Source organism: Luteimonas yanweni (genome assembly GCF_039548475.1).
In the GTDB taxonomy this organism is placed as follows: domain Bacteria; phylum Pseudomonadota; class Gammaproteobacteria; order Xanthomonadales; family Xanthomonadaceae; genus Luteimonas.
In genome coordinates this window covers 103,360-120,067 of record NZ_JBCLVC010000006.1, presented here as the reverse complement: position 1 = coordinate 120,067, position 16,708 = coordinate 103,360, and the positions used below count along the sequence as shown (strand labels likewise).

The 16,708-nt window shown below is 70.9% G+C and carries 12 protein-coding genes and 1 pseudogene; 10 read left to right on the top strand and 3 right to left on the bottom strand.

Features of this window, described 5'->3' with window-relative positions; translation table 11 throughout:
* Positions 1–138: 138 nt before the first annotated feature.
* Positions 139–2,202, bottom strand: a complete 2,064-nt coding sequence (fusA, locus tag WCE39_RS02170) for an elongation factor G (protein WP_343275076.1) — start codon at positions 2,200–2,202, stop codon at positions 139–141.
* A 246-nt stretch (positions 2,203–2,448) separates the two neighbouring features.
* Here fusA and WCE39_RS02165 point away from each other — a divergent pair, with 246 nt between their 5' ends.
* The gene (locus tag WCE39_RS02165; protein WP_343275075.1) at positions 2,449–2,883 is read left to right on the top strand and encodes an OsmC family protein; all 435 of its coding nucleotides are present in this window, start codon (positions 2,449–2,451) and stop codon (positions 2,881–2,883) included.
* Between the two features lie 108 nt (positions 2,884–2,991).
* Positions 2,992–4,707, top strand: a complete 1,716-nt coding sequence (locus WCE39_RS02160; protein ID WP_343275074.1) for an amidohydrolase — start codon at positions 2,992–2,994, stop codon at positions 4,705–4,707.
* 110 nt (positions 4,708–4,817) lie between these two features.
* Here the strand turns inward: WCE39_RS02160 and WCE39_RS02155 are convergent, their stop codons facing one another.
* Positions 4,818–5,693 carry a PhzF family phenazine biosynthesis protein gene (locus WCE39_RS02155; RefSeq protein ID WP_343275073.1) on the bottom strand — a complete coding sequence of 292 codons (876 nt, stop codon included), beginning with the start codon at positions 5,691–5,693 and terminating at the stop codon, positions 4,818–4,820.
* A 161-nt stretch (positions 5,694–5,854) separates the two neighbouring features.
* Here WCE39_RS02155 and WCE39_RS02150 point away from each other — a divergent pair.
* The 3 genes and pseudogenes from WCE39_RS02150 to murD form a co-directional block, all read left to right on the top strand.
* Positions 5,855–8,440: pseudogene (locus WCE39_RS02150) on the top strand (bifunctional aspartate kinase/diaminopimelate decarboxylase); the annotation flags it as partial.
* A gap of 74 nt (positions 8,441–8,514) precedes the next feature.
* Positions 8,515–9,894 carry a UDP-N-acetyl-alpha-D-muramoyl-L-alanyl-L-glutamate epimerase gene (gene murL / locus WCE39_RS02145; protein ID WP_343275072.1) on the top strand — a complete coding sequence of 460 codons (1,380 nt, stop codon included), beginning with the start codon at positions 8,515–8,517 and terminating at the stop codon, positions 9,892–9,894.
* Positions 9,875–11,314, top strand: coding sequence for a UDP-N-acetylmuramoyl-L-alanine--D-glutamate ligase (gene murD / locus WCE39_RS02140; protein WP_343275071.1), 1,440 nt, complete (start codon positions 9,875–9,877; stop codon positions 11,312–11,314). Before murL ends, murD begins: the two co-directional genes overlap by 20 nt.
* Before the next feature lie 72 nt (positions 11,315–11,386).
* Here murD and WCE39_RS02135 read toward each other — a convergent pair whose 3' ends face one another.
* Positions 11,387–12,394, bottom strand: coding sequence for a polyprenyl synthetase family protein (locus WCE39_RS02135; RefSeq protein ID WP_343275070.1), 1,008 nt, complete (start codon positions 12,392–12,394; stop codon positions 11,387–11,389).
* A gap of 169 nt (positions 12,395–12,563) precedes the next feature.
* Between WCE39_RS02135 and ssb the strand changes: the two genes are divergently transcribed.
* The 5 genes from ssb (at position 12,564) to rfbD (ending at position 16,699) form a co-directional block, all read left to right on the top strand.
* Positions 12,564–13,112 carry a single-stranded DNA-binding protein gene (gene ssb, locus WCE39_RS02130; RefSeq protein WP_343275069.1) on the top strand — a complete coding sequence of 183 codons (549 nt, stop codon included), beginning with the start codon at positions 12,564–12,566 and terminating at the stop codon, positions 13,110–13,112.
* 188 nt (positions 13,113–13,300) lie between these two features.
* A complete protein-coding gene (gene rfbB / locus WCE39_RS02125) occupies positions 13,301–14,356 on the top strand; it encodes a dTDP-glucose 4,6-dehydratase (RefSeq protein WP_343275068.1) in 1,056 nt (351 codons plus the stop codon).
* Positions 14,353–15,240, top strand: a complete 888-nt coding sequence (rfbA, locus tag WCE39_RS02120) for a glucose-1-phosphate thymidylyltransferase RfbA (RefSeq protein ID WP_343275067.1) — start codon at positions 14,353–14,355, stop codon at positions 15,238–15,240. The genes rfbB and rfbA overlap by 4 nt, the downstream gene beginning before the upstream one ends.
* Positions 15,237–15,794 (top strand): dTDP-4-dehydrorhamnose 3,5-epimerase, encoded by a 558-nt coding sequence (gene rfbC, locus WCE39_RS02115; protein ID WP_343275066.1) that lies wholly within the window; start codon positions 15,237–15,239, stop codon positions 15,792–15,794. Before rfbA ends, rfbC begins: the two co-directional genes overlap by 4 nt.
* Positions 15,791–16,699, top strand: a complete 909-nt coding sequence (gene rfbD / locus WCE39_RS02110; RefSeq protein WP_343275065.1) for a dTDP-4-dehydrorhamnose reductase — start codon at positions 15,791–15,793, stop codon at positions 16,697–16,699. The genes rfbC and rfbD overlap by 4 nt, the downstream gene beginning before the upstream one ends.
* Positions 16,700–16,708 lie beyond the last annotated feature (9 nt).

Sequence of the window (16,708 nt, the reverse complement as noted above, 5' to 3'; positions counted from 1 at the left end):
ATGTGATTCCGTTTATCGGTAATGGGTAGTCGGGCCGACCCCGTCGGCAATCGCAATGTAGGGCATGCCCGGGGCCACGCCAAGTGGAAAGCGCGGTAAAACCCGATCTTTCCTGCGCCGCGCGCGCAAGGCCCGTGCTCAATCGTCGTCCCGGCCGGGATGCCAGGCAGCGGCCAGTGCCTGCTGCAGCTGCGCCGGAACCGGCTCGTAGTGGCTGAAATCAAGCGAATAACGGCCCCGACCCGCGGTCGCCGACTGCAGTTCGGCGGGGTAGCCATCGAGCTCCGACAGCGGCACCTGCGCCTTGACGACGATGTCGCCGCCGCGCGCCGCATCGGTGCCGAGAATGCGCGCGCGGCGCCCGGCAAGCCCTCCGCTGATGTCGCCCATGTGCGCTTCGGGCGAGGTCACCACCAGGTCGACGATGGGTTCGAGCACCTTCGGCGAAGCCTTGGCCACCGCGTCGAGGAAGGCCTTGCGCCCGGCGGTCACGAACGCGATCTCCTTGCTGTCGACGGCATGGTGCTTTCCATCGTGCACGATGACGCGCACGTCCTGGATCGGGTGCCCGGCCACGGCGCCGCCGGCCATTGCCTGCTGCACGCCCTTCTCGACCGCCGGGATGAACTGGCCGGGGATGGTGCCGCCTTTCACCGCATCGACGAACTCGAATCCGGCGCCACGCGGCAGCGGCTCCACGCGCAGCATGACCTCGCCGAACTGGCCGGCGCCGCCGGTCTGCTTCTTGTGCCGGTAATGGCCTTCGGCGGCGGCGCTGACGGTTTCGCGATAGGCGATGCGCGGCGGCCGCGAATGCACCTCGACGCCGTGGCGTTCGCGCAGGCGGTCCAGCTGGATGCGCAGGTGCAGCTCGGAGAGCCCCCGCACCACGGTCTCGTTGGTCTCGGCATCGTGCTCGACCTGGAAGCAGGGATCCTCTTCCGACAGCTTGTGCAGGGCGGTGGCGAGCTTCTGCTCCTGGCCACGGCTGCCGGCCTCCACCGCGAGGCCGAACATCGGCCGGGGGTAGGCCATCGGTTCAAGGTAAATGTGGTCCTCGTCGTGGCTGTCGTGGAGCACGGCGTCGAAGTGCAGCTCCTCGACCTTGGCCACCGCGGCGATGTCGCCGGGCACCGCCTGCTCGATCTCGACGTGGTCCTTGCCCTGGATCCGGTACAGGTGCGCGACCTTGAACGGCTTGCGGGCATCGTCGACGAACAGCTGCTGGTCGCGCCTCACCGTGCCCTGGTGCACCCGGAACACGCCGAGCTTGCCGACGAAGGGATCGTTGATGATTTTGAAGACATCGGCGATCACGTGCGCGTCGGGATCGGGGCGCGAGGCGAGTGGCCCGGCGTCATCGCCTGTGCCGCGTTTGAAGGGTGGCGGGTTTGCTTCGCCGGGATGCGGGAACAGCCGGGCGACCACGTCGAGGAACTCGCGCACGCCGGTGCCCGTGCGCGCGGATACGAAGCACACCGGCACCAGGTGGTCTTCGCGCAGGCACTGCTCGAAGGCGTCGTGCAGTTCGTCGCGGCCAAGCGCGGACTCGCCGCCGTCCAGGTAGTGCTCCATCACCGACTCCTCGACCTCGACCACCTGGTCGAGGATGCGCCGGTGCCACTCCGCGACAGGACCGAGGTCGCTGTCGCCACCGCCGCCGGCGAAGCAGTCGACCACCCGCGTTCCGTCGTCGGCCGGCAGGTTGACCGGCAGCACGTCGGGGCCGAACTCCCGGCGCAGCTCGTAGAGCAGGCGCGCGCAGTCCGCGCCCTCGGCGTCGATGCGGTTGACCACGATGGCGCGGCACAGTCCCCGACGCGCCGCGTGCTCCATGATCCGCCGCGTGCCGTGTCCGATCCCGGTGTCGGCGTCAACCACCACCGCGACCGTCTCCACCGCCGACAGCGCCGACAGCGCAGCGCCGCGAAAATCCGGGTAGCCCGGCGTGTCGAGCAGGTTGATGTGGACGCGGCTGCCGTCCGTCGCGCGATGGTCGATGCCGGCGATCGCGGCATCGATGGAATGCCCGCGCGCGCGTTCCTGGGGATCGAAGTCGGAGGCCGTGCTGCCGCGTTCGATGCTGCCTGCCGCCTGGATCGCGCCGCCGGCATGCAGCAGGGCTTCGAACAGCGTGGTCTTGCCGGCGCCCGGGTGGCCTGCGAGGGCCACGTTGCGGATGTCTTCGCTTGCATGGGACATGGGTCCGTTTCTCCCTTGGCTGGGCGGAAAGGACGTCATGGCTGTCCGTCGCATGCTGCGACCGGGCCTGCACACGGCGGGCGGTCATGGCGGAAAGGCACAGTAGCGCGGCGCGTGCGCGGGCGTCGCGTTGCGACGCAGCATGGTCGTCCCGAGTTCGCGCCGCGGACGCGCCGGGAGGCCCGACGCCCGCATAACGGCGCGACCGCTAGCGTGTCGGGTCCAGATCACCAACGGAGCAATGACATGGGTATTTCGCGCAAGGCCACCGCACACTGGGAAGGCGACCTGAAGTCCGGCCGCGGCAGCATCAGCACCCCCGCCAGCGGGCTGATGCAGGACACCCGCTACGGCTTCAACAGCCGCTTCGGCGACGAGAAGGGCACCAATCCGGAAGAGCTGATCGCCGCCGCGCACGCCGGCTGCTTCACCATGGCACTGGCCAACGCACTGGCCGAAGCCGGGCATCCGGCCGACTCGGTGGACTCGCGTGCCGAGGTCGACCTGTCGATGGAAGGCGGGCCGACGCTGAGCGCGATCCGGTTGTTCACCAAGGCCAAAGTGCCGGGCATCGAGGACGCGAAGTTCCGCGCCATCGCCGACGACGCCAAGAAGAACTGCCCGGTGTCCAAGGCGCTGTCGGCGGTGCCGGTCACGCTCGAAGCCGAACTCCTGGGCTGACGGCCCGCGGTGCCGGCGGTACGCGGCGGGCAACGGCCACAAGGACACGTTGCCCCGCCGCGCGATCGCGGACATAGTCGGCGCGGTCCATCCACGGAGCCACGCCGCATGCGAAGCAACGCCACCACGATCCTCGCCCCCGCCATCGCAAGCGTGCTGCTTGCCCTGGCTGGCAACGCCCTTGCCGCCGATGGCGAACAGCTCCTGACCGCGGCGCGGATCCATACCTCCGATGCGGACATGCCGGTGGCCACCGCGATGGTCTGGGGCGCGGACGGCCGCATCCTCGCCGTTGGCGATGCCGAAGCGCTGGCCGCGCGCCACCCCGACGCCGAGCGCATCGACGCCGGCAACGCTACGGTCATCCCGGGACTGATCGACGCCCACGCGCACCTTATCGGCCTTGGCGAAGCACTGATGCAGGCGGACCTTGTCGGCGCGCGCAGCACCGGTGAGATCGTGCAGCGCCTTCAGGCCTTCGCGAAGGACCTGCCGCAGGGCGCCTGGCTGATGGGCCGCGGCTGGGACCAGAACCTCTGGCCGGACAGCGCATTCCCCACGGCCGCGGTGCTGGACGCCGCCTTCCCGGAGCGCCCGGTGGTGCTCGAGCGCATCGACGGGCACGCCACCTGGGCCAACAGCGCGGCGATGCGCGCGGCCGGGCGCGACCTGTCCGGTGATTGGCAGCCCAATGGCGGCCTGGTGCAGCGTGTCGACGGCAAGGCCACGGGGGTCTTCATCGATATGGCGTCCCAGCTGGTCTACGCAGCGGCGCCTTCGCCGGACGAGGCGTGGCAGGACCGCGCCCTGGAGCGCGCGCTGCGCCACGTCGCAAGCCTCGGCCTGACGGGCTTGCACGACATGGGCACCTCCCGTGGCGGACTCGAGCGCATGAAGCGCTTCGCCGACAGCGGTGCGCTCAGCCTGCGCGTGCGTGCCTATGCCCAGCGCGACAGCGGCCTGGTGGACGGGCTCTGCCGTGACGGCGCCTACAGCCACGCGTCCGGACGCCTGGACATGCGCGGGGTGAAGCTGATGATCGACGGCGCGCTCGGCAGTCGCGGCGCAGCGCTGATCGAGGACTACAGCGATGACCCTGGCAACCGCGGGCTGCTGGTGCAGAGCGAGGAGGACTTCGAGGCCGCGGTGCGCCGCGCGCACGACTGCGGCATGCAGGTGGCGACCCACGCCATCGGCGACCGCGGCAACCGCGTGGTGCTGGATGTCTACGGGCGCGTGCTCGGCGACGATGCGGCGGGCGACCATCGCTGGCGCGTCGAACACGCGCAGGTGATGGCGCCGGGTGATATCGGGCGTTTTGCCGGCCTGCACCTGGTCGCATCGATGCAGCCCACGCACGCCACATCCGACATGGGTTGGGCCGGTGAGCGCCTGGGCGAGGCGCGGCTTGCGGGTGCCTACGCCTGGCGCAGCTTCGAAAAGGCCGGCGTGCCGCTGGCGCTGGGCTCGGATTTCCCGGTCGAGTACGCAGACCCGCGCCTGGGCCTGCTGGCCGCGGTGACCCGGCAGGACGCGCATGGCCAGCCGCCGGGCGGTTGGCTGCCGGACCAGGTGCTGACCGCGGCCGAGGCCCTGTACGGCTTCACTGCCGGCGCGGCCCGGGCGGCGTTCGACGAGGACGAAACCGGCCGCCTGGCCCCGGGCCTGCGCGCGGATTTCGTGGTGCTGGGCGAAGATCCGCTGGCGATCCCGGGCAGCGAACTCGATTCGCTCACCGTGCGCTCGACCTGGGTCGATGGGCGACCGGTGTACGAGGCCGAGGTCGCCGCCATAGCGGCTCCCCCAAAAGCGGCTCACCTGTAGGAGCAGCTATAGCTGCGATTGCCATGATCGCCGCTATAGCGGCTCCTACAAAAGCGGCTCCCCTTCCACAAGTGGGCTCCACAGGCGCGACTCCCCCAGGGGCGGCGGGCCTACCAGTCGATGCTGCCGCTGACGATGCTGCGCGCACGGCCGCCGGACCAGACTTCGCCTTCGGCGTCGACGCGCAGTTCGATGATGGCGTCGTGGCCGACTTCGCGGCCCTGGCTGATCCGGTAGAAGCCGTCTTCGCCGGGCAGGGCGTCGCGCTCGGCCAGCCATGCGGCGAGCGTCGCGTTCGCCGCGCCGGATGCAGCGTCCTCGAACGGCGCCGGCGAGCCCACCCAAGCGCGGACGGCGAGGTAGTAGACCGGGTCCTCGCTGCGCGCGAACGCGCACAGGCCCATGGTCCCGGTGGCTTCGGCCAGGGCCGTGATAGCGGCCCAGTCGGGCGTTGCCGAACGCAGTTCGGCTTCGTCGCGCAGCTCGGCCAGCCACCAGCGGCGGCCGCCGTCCATCAGCACCGGGGGCAGCGCCCCTGTGACGAGGCCGGCAAGCGCATCGCGCAGGCGCGGATCGTCGGCGCCGGCGACTTCGACCACGCTCGCGCGCGGCGTGCGCACCGCGACCGTGCGCGACGCACCTTCGCCATCCACGCGCAGCGGCAGTTCGCCGACCGCGCAGGACTGGACCAGGATGCCGTCGCGCGGCGTGACCAGGCCACGGTCCAGCAGCACGTGCGCGGTGCCGACGCTGGGATGGCCGGCAAAGGGAACCTCGCGGCGCGGGCTGAAGATGCGCACGGCGTAGTCGGCCGATGCGGTGGGCGAGGGAAAGACGAAGGTGGTTTCCGGCAGCCGCGTCCAGCGTGCGATCGCCTGCATGGTGGCGTCGTTGATGTCGCCGGCGTCGGGAATGACGGCCAGCGGGTTGCCCGCGCCGGCGCGGTCGGAGAACACGTCCAGCTGGACGTAGGGACGTGCGGTCATCGGGATCTCCAGCGCGGGCGCGCCAGTGTAGCCGCGGCGCCCGCGACGGGATGGTCCGCGGCCGACGCCAGGGGCTCGCCAGGCGTCCGGCGGGCGCCGGCCGGGCAGCGCCGGGACCATGCACGCGGCTAGAATCGCAGGCTGTGCCCACGCCTCCCGCCATGACCACCTTTCCCGAATCCGCCCGCTGGATCGTGCTCAAGTTCGGCGGTACTTCGGTGTCGCAGCGCGAGCGCTGGGACACCATCGGACGCCTTGCCGCGTCGCGCGCCGCAGGCGGCCGCCGCGTGCTGGTGGTGGTTTCGGCGCTGTCCGGCGTCACCAACGAGCTCGCGGCGATCGCGGACGGCGCGGCCGACGCCCGTGTTCGGCTGGACGACCTGGTGGAGCGGCACCGTGCCTTCGCGGTGGCGCTGGGGCTTGACCCGGATGCGGCGGTCGGGGCGCGGCTGGATGCCCTGCGCACCCTGGTCGCCGAGCCGCGCGCCGCCAGTCGCCCGCTGGCATGGCAGGCCGAACTGCTGGCCCAGGGCGAACTTCTGTCGTCCACGCTGGGCGCGGCCTACCTGCGTGCCCAGGGACTGGACTTCGGCTGGTGCGATGCGCGCGACTGGCTGCAGGCGGAGTCGCTGCCCAACCAGAACGACTGGGCGCGCCGGCTGTCGGTGTCCTGCCGCCGCGAGGTCGGTGGCACCTGGCGCCCGCGCTTCGACGCGCAGCCCACCGCCATGGTGCTCACCCAGGGCTTCATCGCCCGCCACGAGGACGGCGGCACGGCCATCCTGGGCCGCGGCGGCTCCGACACATCGGCGGGCTGTTTCGGCGCGCTGCTGGGGGCCGAACGCGTCGAGATCTGGACCGACGTGCCGGGGATGTTCAGCGCCAATCCGCGCGAAGTCCCGGACGCGCGCCTGCTGGCGCGGCTGGACTACGCGGAGGCGCAGGAAATCTGCACCACCGGCGCCAAGGTGCTGCATCCGCGCGCGATCAAGCCCTGCCGCGACGCCGGCGTGCCGATGGCGATCCTGGACACCGCGCGCCCGGAACTCCCGGGCACGCGCATCGACGGCGGCGCCGACACCGTGCCCGGCGTCAAGGCCATCAGCCGCCGCGACGGCGTGGTCCTGGTGTCGATGGAAACCATCGGCATGTGGCAGCAGGTGGGCTTCCTGGCCGACATCTTCGAATGCTTCCGCCGCCACGGCCTGTCGGTGGACCTGATCGGCTCGTCGGAAACCAACGTCACCGTGTCGCTCGATCCCAGCGAAAACCTGGTCAGCACCGACGTGCTCGAGCGCCTGTCCGCGGACCTTGCCCGCAGCTGCCGGCTGAAGGTGATCGCGCCCTGCGCGTCGATCACCCTGGTCGGGCGCGGCATGCGCTCGCTGCTGCACAAACTGTCCGATGTCTGGGCCACCTTCGGCCGCGAACGGGTGCACCTGATTTCGCAGTCGTCCAACGATCTCAACCTGACCTTCGTCATCGACGAAGCCGACGCAGAGGGACTCATGCAGGAACTCCACGATGAACTCATCGCCAGCGGCGCGATGCCCGTGCGCGAAGCCGACGTGTTCGGCCCGCGCTGGCGCGAGATCCAGGGCGGCCTGCGCCGGCGCCCGGCGCCGTGGTGGCATGGGCGCCGCGACGCGCTGCTTGCGCTGGCCGCCGAAGGCACGCCGCGCTACGCCTACGACCTTGCCACGGTGCGCACCCGTGCCCGCCAGCTGGCGGCGGTGGCCGCCGTCGACCGCCGCTTCTATGCGATCAAGGCCAATCCGCACCCGGCCATCCTGCGGCTGCTGGTGGAGGAAGGCTTCGGCCTGGAATGCGTGTCCGCCGGCGAGATCGCGCACGTGTTCTCGGTGCTGCCGGAGCTCGATCCGGCGCGGGTTCTGTTCACGCCGAGCTTCGCGCCCATGGACGAATACGCGCTGGCGTTCGAGCGCGGCGCCACGGTGACCCTGGACAACGTCGAGGCGCTGGAGGGCCGGCCCGACGTGTTCCGCGGGCGCGCGCTGTGGCTGCGCGTGGACCTGGGCCGCGGCGAAGGTCACCACGAGAAGGTGCGCACCGGGGGGCTGGCGTCCAAGTTCGGGCTGCAGGTCGACCGGCTCGAGGAGTTCGTCGCCGCGGCGCGCCGGATCGACGTGCGCATCACCGGCCTGCATGCGCACCTGGGCAGCGGCGTCGACACGCCCGACCACTGGCGCGAGGTCTGCGACGCGCTGGGCGGGATCGCCGAGCGCATCGGCAGCATCGACACCATCGACATCGGCGGCGGGCTGCCGATCCCCTACCGCGCGGACGACGAGCCCTTCGACCTCGATGCCTGGGCCGCGGGCCTTGCCGAAGTGAAGGCGGCCTATCCCGGCTATCGCCTGGCGATCGAGCCTGGACGCTTCCTGGTCGCCGAATCCGGCGTGCTGCTGCTGACCGCCACCCAGGTGGTGGAGAAGGGCGGCGTGCGCCGCGTGGGTGCCGACGCCGGCATGAACGTGCTGATGCGGCCGGCGCTGTACGAGGCCTGGCACGACATCCACAACCTGTCGCGGCCGGAGGGCGAGGACACCCTGGCCTTCGACGTCGTGGGCCCGATCTGCGAATCCGGCGACGTGCTCGGCCACCAGCGGCCGCTGCCGCGCGAGACCGCGCCGGGCGACGTGCTGCTGGTCGCCGATGCCGGCGCCTACGGCATGACCATGGCCAATACCTACAACCTGCGCGCGCTGCCGGCTGAAAGCGTGCTCCTGGAAAGCGTGCCCCTGGAAAGCGCGCCCCTGGAAAGCGCGCTCCCGGAAGGCGCGCACACGGAGAGCAGGGAATGAGCATCGTGTTCGATCGCGGGGCGGTGGCATGTTTCCGCTTCGTCGACTGCAGCTTCGATCCCGGCACCGGCGTCGCGCGGCTTGCTTACGCGTTCGACAACGGGCCGGAACTGGTGGAGACGGTGGTCGTGCCGGGCGCGCCGTTCGTGCTCGAAGGCGCGCGGATGGAAGCGGTCACGCAGGCGCTTCGCCTGCTGCACCTGGTCGCCGGCGTGAGCTATTACAAGGCGGCGGTCCCGGAGGACATCCGCATCGACGGATACGCCATCGATGGCGACACTGCGACGCTGCTTGACGAGATCTACCTGCAGGGCCTCGGCGAGTTCGCGTACCGGAACGGGCTCGACCTCCATGGCCGGATCCGCTTCCCGCGGCGGGCGGCGGACGATGCCCGAAGCGCCGATGGCGAAGCCGACGCACCGGCGCTGGGACTCCGCCGCCACGCCCTGGTCGCCATCGGCGGCGGCAAGGATTCGCTCGTGTCCATCGAGGCCCTGCGCGCCGCCGGCATCGACCAGACGGTGTCCTGGATCGGCGGCTCGCAGCTGATCCGCGCCTGCGCCGAACGCACCGGCCTGCCGACGCTCAACATCCAGCGCCAGCTTGCGGCGGAACTGTTCGAGTACAACCGCCAGGGCGCGTACAACGGCCACATCCCGGTCACCGCCATCAACTCGGCGATCCTGGCCCTGGCCGCGGTGGTGCTGGGCGTGGACCAGGTGGTGTTCTCCAACGAGCGCTCGGCAAGCTATGGCAGCCTGATCGAGGGCACGGGCGAGGTGAACCACCAGTGGTCCAAGGGCTGGGCCTTCGAGCAGGCCTTTGCCGGTCACCTCAAGCGGCACGTCGCGGCCGACCTCGGCTACTACTCGTTGCTGCGCCCGCTCTCGGAGCTGGCGGTGGCGCGCCAGTTCGCGCGCAGCGACCGCTATGACGCCTGGTTCTCGAGCTGCAACCGCAACTTCCACCTGCTGGGCGAGCGTCCCACCAGCCGCTGGTGCGGGGTCTGCCCGAAGTGTCATTTCGTGTTCCTGGCGCTGGCGCCGTTCATGCCCAAGCCGCGCCTGGTCGGCATCCTCGGCCGTAACCTGCTCGATGACCCGGCGCAGATCCCGGGCTATGACGCACTGATGGAGTACCGCGACCACAAACCCTTCGAATGCGTGGGCGAGGCGCGTGAATCGCGCGCGGCGATGGCGGCGCTGGCGGCGCGCCCGGAGTGGCGCGAGGACGCGGTCGTGCAGCGTTTCGGCCGCGAGATCCTGCCGCAGATCGACGCCGGTGAGCTGGCGATCGCGCCGCTGCTGGTGCCCGACCCGGAACACGGTATTCCCGACGCGGTCTGGAGCCGGCTGCATGCGTATTTCGCAGCTTGAGGGCCGCCGGGTCGCGCTGTGGGGCTGGGGGCGCGAAGGTCGCGCCGCCTGGCATGCGCTGCGCGCCCGGCTTCCGGCGCAGGCGCTGACGCTGTTCTGCAGCGCCGAAGAGGCCGCGTCGGCGGACGCGCTCGGTGACGGGCTGCTGACGGTCGAAACCGACGCCGGCGCCGGCCGCCTCTCCGCCTTCGACGTGGTGGTGAAATCGCCGGGCATCAGTCCCTACCGGCCCGAGGCGATGCTTGCCGCGCACGCCGGGACCGCCTTCATCGGCGGTACCGCGCTGTGGTTCGGCGAGCGCGCGGACGCGGGCGCGGTGGCGCGCGGCGTTGCCTGCGTCACCGGCACCAAGGGCAAGAGCACCACCACCGCGCTGCTGGCCCATCTGCTGCGCGCGGGCGGCGTGCGCACCGCGCTTGCCGGCAACATCGGCCTGCCGCTGCTGGAACTGCTGGACGACGCCGCCGAGGCCTGGGCGATCGAACTGTCGAGCTACCAGACCGGCGACGTCGCCGGCGGCGGCGTGCGCCCGGACGTGGCGGTGGTGACCAACATCTTCCCCGAGCACCTGGACTGGCATGGCAGCGAGGACCGCTACATCGAGGACAAGCTGGCGCTGGTGACGCGTGCGCGACCGCGCATCGCCGTGCTCAACGCCGCCGACCCGCGGCTGGCGGCGCTGGGCGCCCGGCTGCACCCCGATACCGAAGTGCGCTGGTACGGGCGCGAAGAGGGCTGGCACCTGCGCGGCGACGTGCTGCATCGCGGCGGCGAGGCCCTGTTCGACACCCGCGACGTGCCGCTGCCGGGACGCCACAACCGCGGCAACCTGTGCGCGGCGCTCGCGGCGATCGAGGCGCTGGGGCACGACGCCGTGGCGCTGGCGCCGGCGGCGCGCGGCTTCCGTCCGTTGCCGCACCGGCTGCAGGTGCTTGGCGTGCGCGATGGCGCCACCTGGGTCAATGATTCGATCAGCACCACGCCGCACGCGAGCCTGGCTGCGATGGAGGTCTATCGGGATCGTCGCGTGGCGCTGCTGGTCGGCGGACACGACCGCGGACTGGACTGGTCGGACTTCGCTTCGATGATGCGCAGCCATGCGCCCGCGGCGGTGGTGACGATGGGGCGCAACGGGCCGCGCATCCATGAGCTGCTGGCGCCGGTGGCGGGCGAGGTCGGCTTCGACCTGCGCGAAGCCGTCGATCTGGCCGGCGCGATTGACGCGGCGCGCGCGGCGCTCGCCGCGAGCCGACGGCCGGCCAGCGGCGACGTCATCCTGCTGTCGCCGGGCGCGCCAAGCTTCGGCCCTTACCGCGACTACGTCGAACGCGGTCGCGACTTCGCGCGACTCGGCGGCTTCGATCCGGATGCGATCGCGGCGATCGCGGGACTCGGCATCGCCTCGTCGAATCCTCGCTGAAGCCCGGACACATCGATCGCGGCTGTAGGCGCTCCCACAGGGCCTGCGCCGGCAAATCCCTTGCCGGGATTCCTAGGCGCCGCGGTCCACTGCGTGCCTCACCAGCCCGCGCAGGGCCGCGATGGCCTGGTTGTCGCCAAGCCCGTCGAGCGCGGTTTCCGCCAGGGCGGCGTATTCGCGCGCGCGGCCGATGCTGTATTCCAGGCCGCCGCTGGTCCGGATCGCGCCGATCGCCTCGTCCAACGCGTCCACGTCGCCTTCCTCGACGATCGTGCGCAGGCGCGCGCGAAGGCCATCGTCGGCGTGCGCCATGGCGTGGATCAGCGGCAGCGTCATCTTGCCTTCGGCGAGGTCATCGCCCAGGTGCTTGCCGAGCGCGGCCTCGTCGGCGCTGTAGTCCAGCACGTCGTCGGCGATCTGGAAGGCGATGCCCAGGTTGAGGCCGAAGTCGTGCAGGCGCTGCTGCACCTTCTCGTCGGCGCCAGCCAGGAGTGCGCCCAGCCGGGTGGCGGCGGCGAACAGGATCGCGGTCTTGCGCTCGATCACGCTCAGGTAGGCGGCCTCGTCCACGTCCGGGTTGCGCACGTGCAGCAGCTGCAGCACCTCGCCCTCGGCGATGCGGTTGGTGGTGTCGGCCAGGATCTCCTGGACCGGCATCGAGCCCAGTTCGACCATCAGCTGGAAGCTGCGCGAGTACAGGAAGTCGCCGACCAGGACGCTGGCGGCGTTGCCGAACACGGCGTTGGCGGTGCGGCGGCCACGGCGCAGGTCGGATTCGTCGACCACGTCGTCGTGCAGCAGCGTGGAGGTGTGGATGAATTCGACCACTGCCGCCAGCTGGTGCGCGTCGGCGCCCTGGTGGCCAAGCGCGCGTGCGGCGAGCAGGAGCAGCATCGGCCGCAGGCGCTTGCCGCCACCGGCGACGATGTGCTCGGCCACCTGGTTGACCAGCACCACGTCGGACGCCAGGCGGCGGCGGATCAGGGCGTCGACCGCGGCCATGTCGGACGCCGCGAAGGCCTGGGTGTCCGGCAGGGGCAGGGCGGGGCGTGGCGGGGCGGCCAGGGGGGTCGGATCCATGTCATGCGCGGTTCTGGGGGCCGTCATTATAGGGTCCTGCGCCGGACTACGGGCCGGGCGGCACTCGCCCGACGGAGCGCCGGGCGTCGGGCGGATGGCCACGGGGTGGCGGGTATACTCATCCTTTTCCTCTGCCAATCCCGGCGGAGAGCGCAAGGAACCCAAGACAATGGCCCGCGGAATCAACAAGGTCATCCTCGTCGGCAACCTCGGCAACGATCCCGACGTCAAGTACACCCAGAGCGGCACCACGATCACCACGATCAGCGTGGCCACCACCGATGCCTGGAAGGACAAGCAGTCCGGCCAGCAGCAGGAGCGCACCGAGTGGCACCGGGTGAAGTTCTTCGGCCGCCTGGCGGAAATCGCCGGCGAGTACCTGAAGAAGGGTCGCCAGGTCTATATCGAGGGATCGCTGCGAACCGACAAGTACACCGGCAAGGACGGCATCGAGCGCTACAGCACCGACATCATCGCCGACGAGATGCAGATGCTCGGCGGCGGTGGCGAGGGTGGAGGCCAGCGCGGCGGTGGCGGCGGTGACTATCAGCGCGGTGGCGGTGGCGGGGATTACCAGCGCGGCGGTGGTGGCGGCGGCGGTGGGGACTACCAGCGTGGGCGTGAGTCGTCCGGTCCCGCGCGGCAGGCGCCGGCGGCCGTGCCGGCGGCGCAGCCCTTCGACGATGGTGGCTTTTCGGACGACGACATCCCGTTCTGAACCGCGCCCGACCCGGTCCGCCCGGGCAATCCCGGGCCCGGTGGCATGCGCCATGCAGGCAGGCCTCCCGGAGCCGGGCGCGGATTTGGTCGGGCAGGGCCTGCCCGCTATCCTAGGCGGATCGAGCCATCGTCCGCGGCCGCAGGAGCAGGCCGGGGTGGCTGGAGTTCCCGGAGGATTTCCCCACCATGCCCACTTGGCTAGTCACCGGCGGTGCCGGTTTCATTGGCGGCAACTTCGTGCTCGAAGCGGTCGCCGCGGGCGTGCGCGTCGTCAACCTCGACGTGCTCACCTACGCCGGCAACCTGGACACGCTGTCCACGCTGGAAGGCAACCCCGACCACGTCTTCGTCCAGGGTGACATCGGCGACGGTGAGCTGGTCGCGCGCCTGCTGGCCGAGCACCGGCCTGATGCGGTCATCAACTTCGCCGCCGAGAGCCACGTCGACCGTTCGATCGACGGCCCGGCGGCCTTCGTGCAGACCAACGTGGTCGGCACGCTGGCGCTGCTCGAGGCCGTGCGCGACTACTGGAAGGCGCTGGACGGCGAAGCCAAGGACGCGTTCCGCTTCCTGCACGTCTCCACCGACGAGGTCTACGGCACGCTGGGCGAGACGGGACTCTTCACCGAAACCACGCCCTACGCGCCCAATTCGCCGTACTCGGCGTCGAAGGCCGCCTCGGACCACCTGGTGCGCGCCTTCCACCACACCTACGGGCTGCCGGTGCTGACCACCAACTGCTCGAACAACTACGGTCCCTACCACTTCCCCGAGAAGCTGGTCCCGCTGGTGATCGCCAAGGCCCTGGCCGGTGAGCCGCTGCCGGTCTATGGCGACGGCAAACAGGTGCGTGACTGGCTGTTCGTCACCGACCACTGCGAGGCGATCCGCACCGTGCTGGCCAAGGGTCGCGTGGGCGAGACCTACAACGTCGGCGGCAACGCCGAGATGCAGAACATCGAGGTGGTGAAGACCATCTGCGCGCTGCTCGACCAGCGCCGCCCGCGCGAGGATGGCCAGCCGCGCGAATCGCAGATCGCCTTCGTCGCCGACCGCCCGGGCCACGACCGCCGCTATGCAATCGACGCCTCCAAGCTGCGTGACGAGCTGGGCTGGGAGCCGAAGTACACCTTCGAGCGCGGCATTGCCGAGACCGTCGACTGGTACCTGGCCAACCAGCCCTGGGTGCAGCGCGTGCTCGACGGCAGCTACCGGCTTGAACGCATCGGCGGCGCGGCATGACCGCGCGCCGCGGCATCATCCTGGCCGGCGGCTCCGGCACCCGGCTGTATCCGATCACCCGCGCCATCAGCAAGCAGCTCTTGCCGGTGTACGACAAGCCGATGATCTATTACCCGTTGAGCGCGCTGATGCTTGCCGGGATCCGCGAGGTGCTGATCATCAACACCCCGCACGAGCAGGCCCTGTTCCAGCAGCTGCTGGGCGACGGCTCGCAGTGGGGCATGGACATCCGCTACGCGGTGCAGCCGAGCCCGGACGGGCTGGCGCAGGCCTACCTGATCGGCCGCGAGTTCGTCGACGGCAAGCCGAGCTGCCTGGTGCTGGGCGACAACATCTTCCACGGGCATGGCTTCACCGAGATCCTCAAGCGCGCCGATGCCCGCCAGGATGGCGCCACGGTGTTCGGCTACTGGGTGAGCGATCCGGAGCGCTACGGCGTGGCCGACTTCGACGCCGAAGGCAAAGTGGTCGGGCTGGAAGAGAAGCCCGTCAACCCGCGCTCGAACTACGCCGTCACCGGCTTGTACTTCTACGACGGCCGCGCCAGCGACTTCGCCGCCTCGCTCAAGCCCTCGCCGCGCGGCGAGCTGGAGATCACCGACCTCAACCGCTGCTACCTCGACGAGGGCAGCCTGCACCTGGAGCAACTGGGCCGCGGCTATGCCTGGCTCGACACCGGCACCCACCAGTCGCTGATCGAGGCATCGAATTTCATCGAGACCGTCGAAGCCCGCCAGGGCCTGCGCGTGTGCTGTCCCGAGGAGATCGCCTGGTCCAACGGCTGGATCGGCGACGAGGACCTGGAGCGCCTTGCCGCGCCGCTGGCCAAGAACGGCTACGGCCAGTACCTGCTGTCCCTGGCCAAGCGCGGAGTCGTGCGATGAAAGTCGTGGAGACCGGCCTGCCGGGCTGCCTGGTACTCGAGCCGCAGGTGTTCGGCGACGAACGCGGCTTCTTCTACGAATCCTTCAACGCCGACAAGCTGGCCCGGCACGGACTCACGCCGACGTTCGTCCAGGGCAACGTGTCCTCGTCCTCGCGCGGCGTGCTGCGCGGGCTGCACTACCAGTGGCCGAAGCCGCAGGGCAAGTTCGTGTCGGTGACCGAAGGCGAGGTCTGGGACGTGGCCGTCGACATCCGTCGCGGCTCGCCGACCTTCGGCAAGTGGACGGCGGTGGTGCTGAGCGCCGAGAACAAGCGCCACTTCTGGATCCCGGAAGGCTTTGCGCACGGCTTCGTGACGCTCAGCGAACGCGCGGTGTTTACCTACCTTTGCACCGCCACCTACGATCGCGAGGCCGATGCCGGCATCCGCTGGAACGACGCCACGCTGGCCGTCGACTGGCCGGTGGCGGCGCCCTCGCTGTCGGACAAGGACACGCGTGCGCCGTTCCTGGCCGACGTGCCCGAGGACCGGCTACCGGTCTACGCGCCTTGAGGCTGCTCCTGCTGGGCGCCAACGGCCAGGTCGGTCATGCGCTGCGCAGCGCGCTGGCGCCGCTGGGCGACGTGCTGTGCGCGACGCGTGGCGGCACGCTTGGCGATGGCACCCCGGCGGAGCGCGCGGACCTCGACGATCCGGCCTCCCTGCCGCGGCTGCTCGCGCGGCTTGCGCCGGACATCGTGGTGAACGCGGCGGCATATACCGCCGTGGACCGTGCCGAGCAGGAGCCCGCGATCGCCTTCCGTGCCAATGCCGAAGCCCCCGGCGTGCTGGCCGAGGCCTGTGCGCGTGGCGGCATGCGCCTGGTCCATTACTCGACGGACTATGTGTTCGACGGCAGCGCCACGCGACCCTGGCGCGAGGACGACCCCACTTCGCCGCTCGGCGTGTACGGGGAAAGCAAGCTGGCCGGCGAACGCGCGGTCCTCGCCGCGGGCGACCGGCACCTGGTGCTGCGCACCGCCTGGGTCTACGGTGCCCACGGCCACAATTTCATGCGAACCATGCTGCGGCTGGCCGCCGAGCGCGACGAGCTGCGCGTGGTCGGCGACCAGGTGGGCACGCCCACGCCGGCGCGGCTGATCGCCGCGGCCACGGCCGCCGCGCTGCAGGCGGGCGACGGGCCACGCGGCGGCCTCTACCACCTCACCGCGACCGGCCAGACCAGCTGGCACGGATTCGCGGAAGCGATCGTGGCCGGCGCGCACGCCCGCGGCCTGCTGCAGTCCATGCCGCGGGTCACCGCGATCACCACGGCCGACTATCCGACGCCGGCCCGGCGGCCCGCGTGGTCATGCCTGGACACCGCGTCGTTCAGCGCCGCGTTCGGGGTCGAACTTCCGGAGTGGCGCAACGCGCTGGACGCCGTGCTGGACCGGATGGTGGCAAGCGCGGCCTGAGTGCGGGAC

Coding starts and splice junctions, on each gene's coding strand:
- fusA (WP_343275076.1), bottom strand. CDS start 2,202: ATGTCCCATGCAAGCGAAGACATCCGCAACGTGGCCCTCGCAGGCCAC.
- WCE39_RS02165 (WP_343275075.1), top strand. CDS start 2,449: ATGGGTATTTCGCGCAAGGCCACCGCACACTGGGAAGGCGACCTGAAG.
- WCE39_RS02160 (WP_343275074.1), top strand. CDS start 2,992: ATGCGAAGCAACGCCACCACGATCCTCGCCCCCGCCATCGCAAGCGTG.
- WCE39_RS02155 (WP_343275073.1), bottom strand. CDS start 5,693: ATGACCGCACGTCCCTACGTCCAGCTGGACGTGTTCTCCGACCGCGCC.
- murL (WP_343275072.1), top strand. CDS start 8,515: ATGAGCATCGTGTTCGATCGCGGGGCGGTGGCATGTTTCCGCTTCGTC.
- murD (WP_343275071.1), top strand. CDS start 9,875: ATGCGTATTTCGCAGCTTGAGGGCCGCCGGGTCGCGCTGTGGGGCTGG.
- WCE39_RS02135 (WP_343275070.1), bottom strand. CDS start 12,394: ATGGATCCGACCCCCCTGGCCGCCCCGCCACGCCCCGCCCTGCCCCTG.
- ssb (WP_343275069.1), top strand. CDS start 12,564: ATGGCCCGCGGAATCAACAAGGTCATCCTCGTCGGCAACCTCGGCAAC.
- rfbB (WP_343275068.1), top strand. CDS start 13,301: ATGCCCACTTGGCTAGTCACCGGCGGTGCCGGTTTCATTGGCGGCAAC.
- rfbA (WP_343275067.1), top strand. CDS start 14,353: ATGACCGCGCGCCGCGGCATCATCCTGGCCGGCGGCTCCGGCACCCGG.
- rfbC (WP_343275066.1), top strand. CDS start 15,237: ATGAAAGTCGTGGAGACCGGCCTGCCGGGCTGCCTGGTACTCGAGCCG.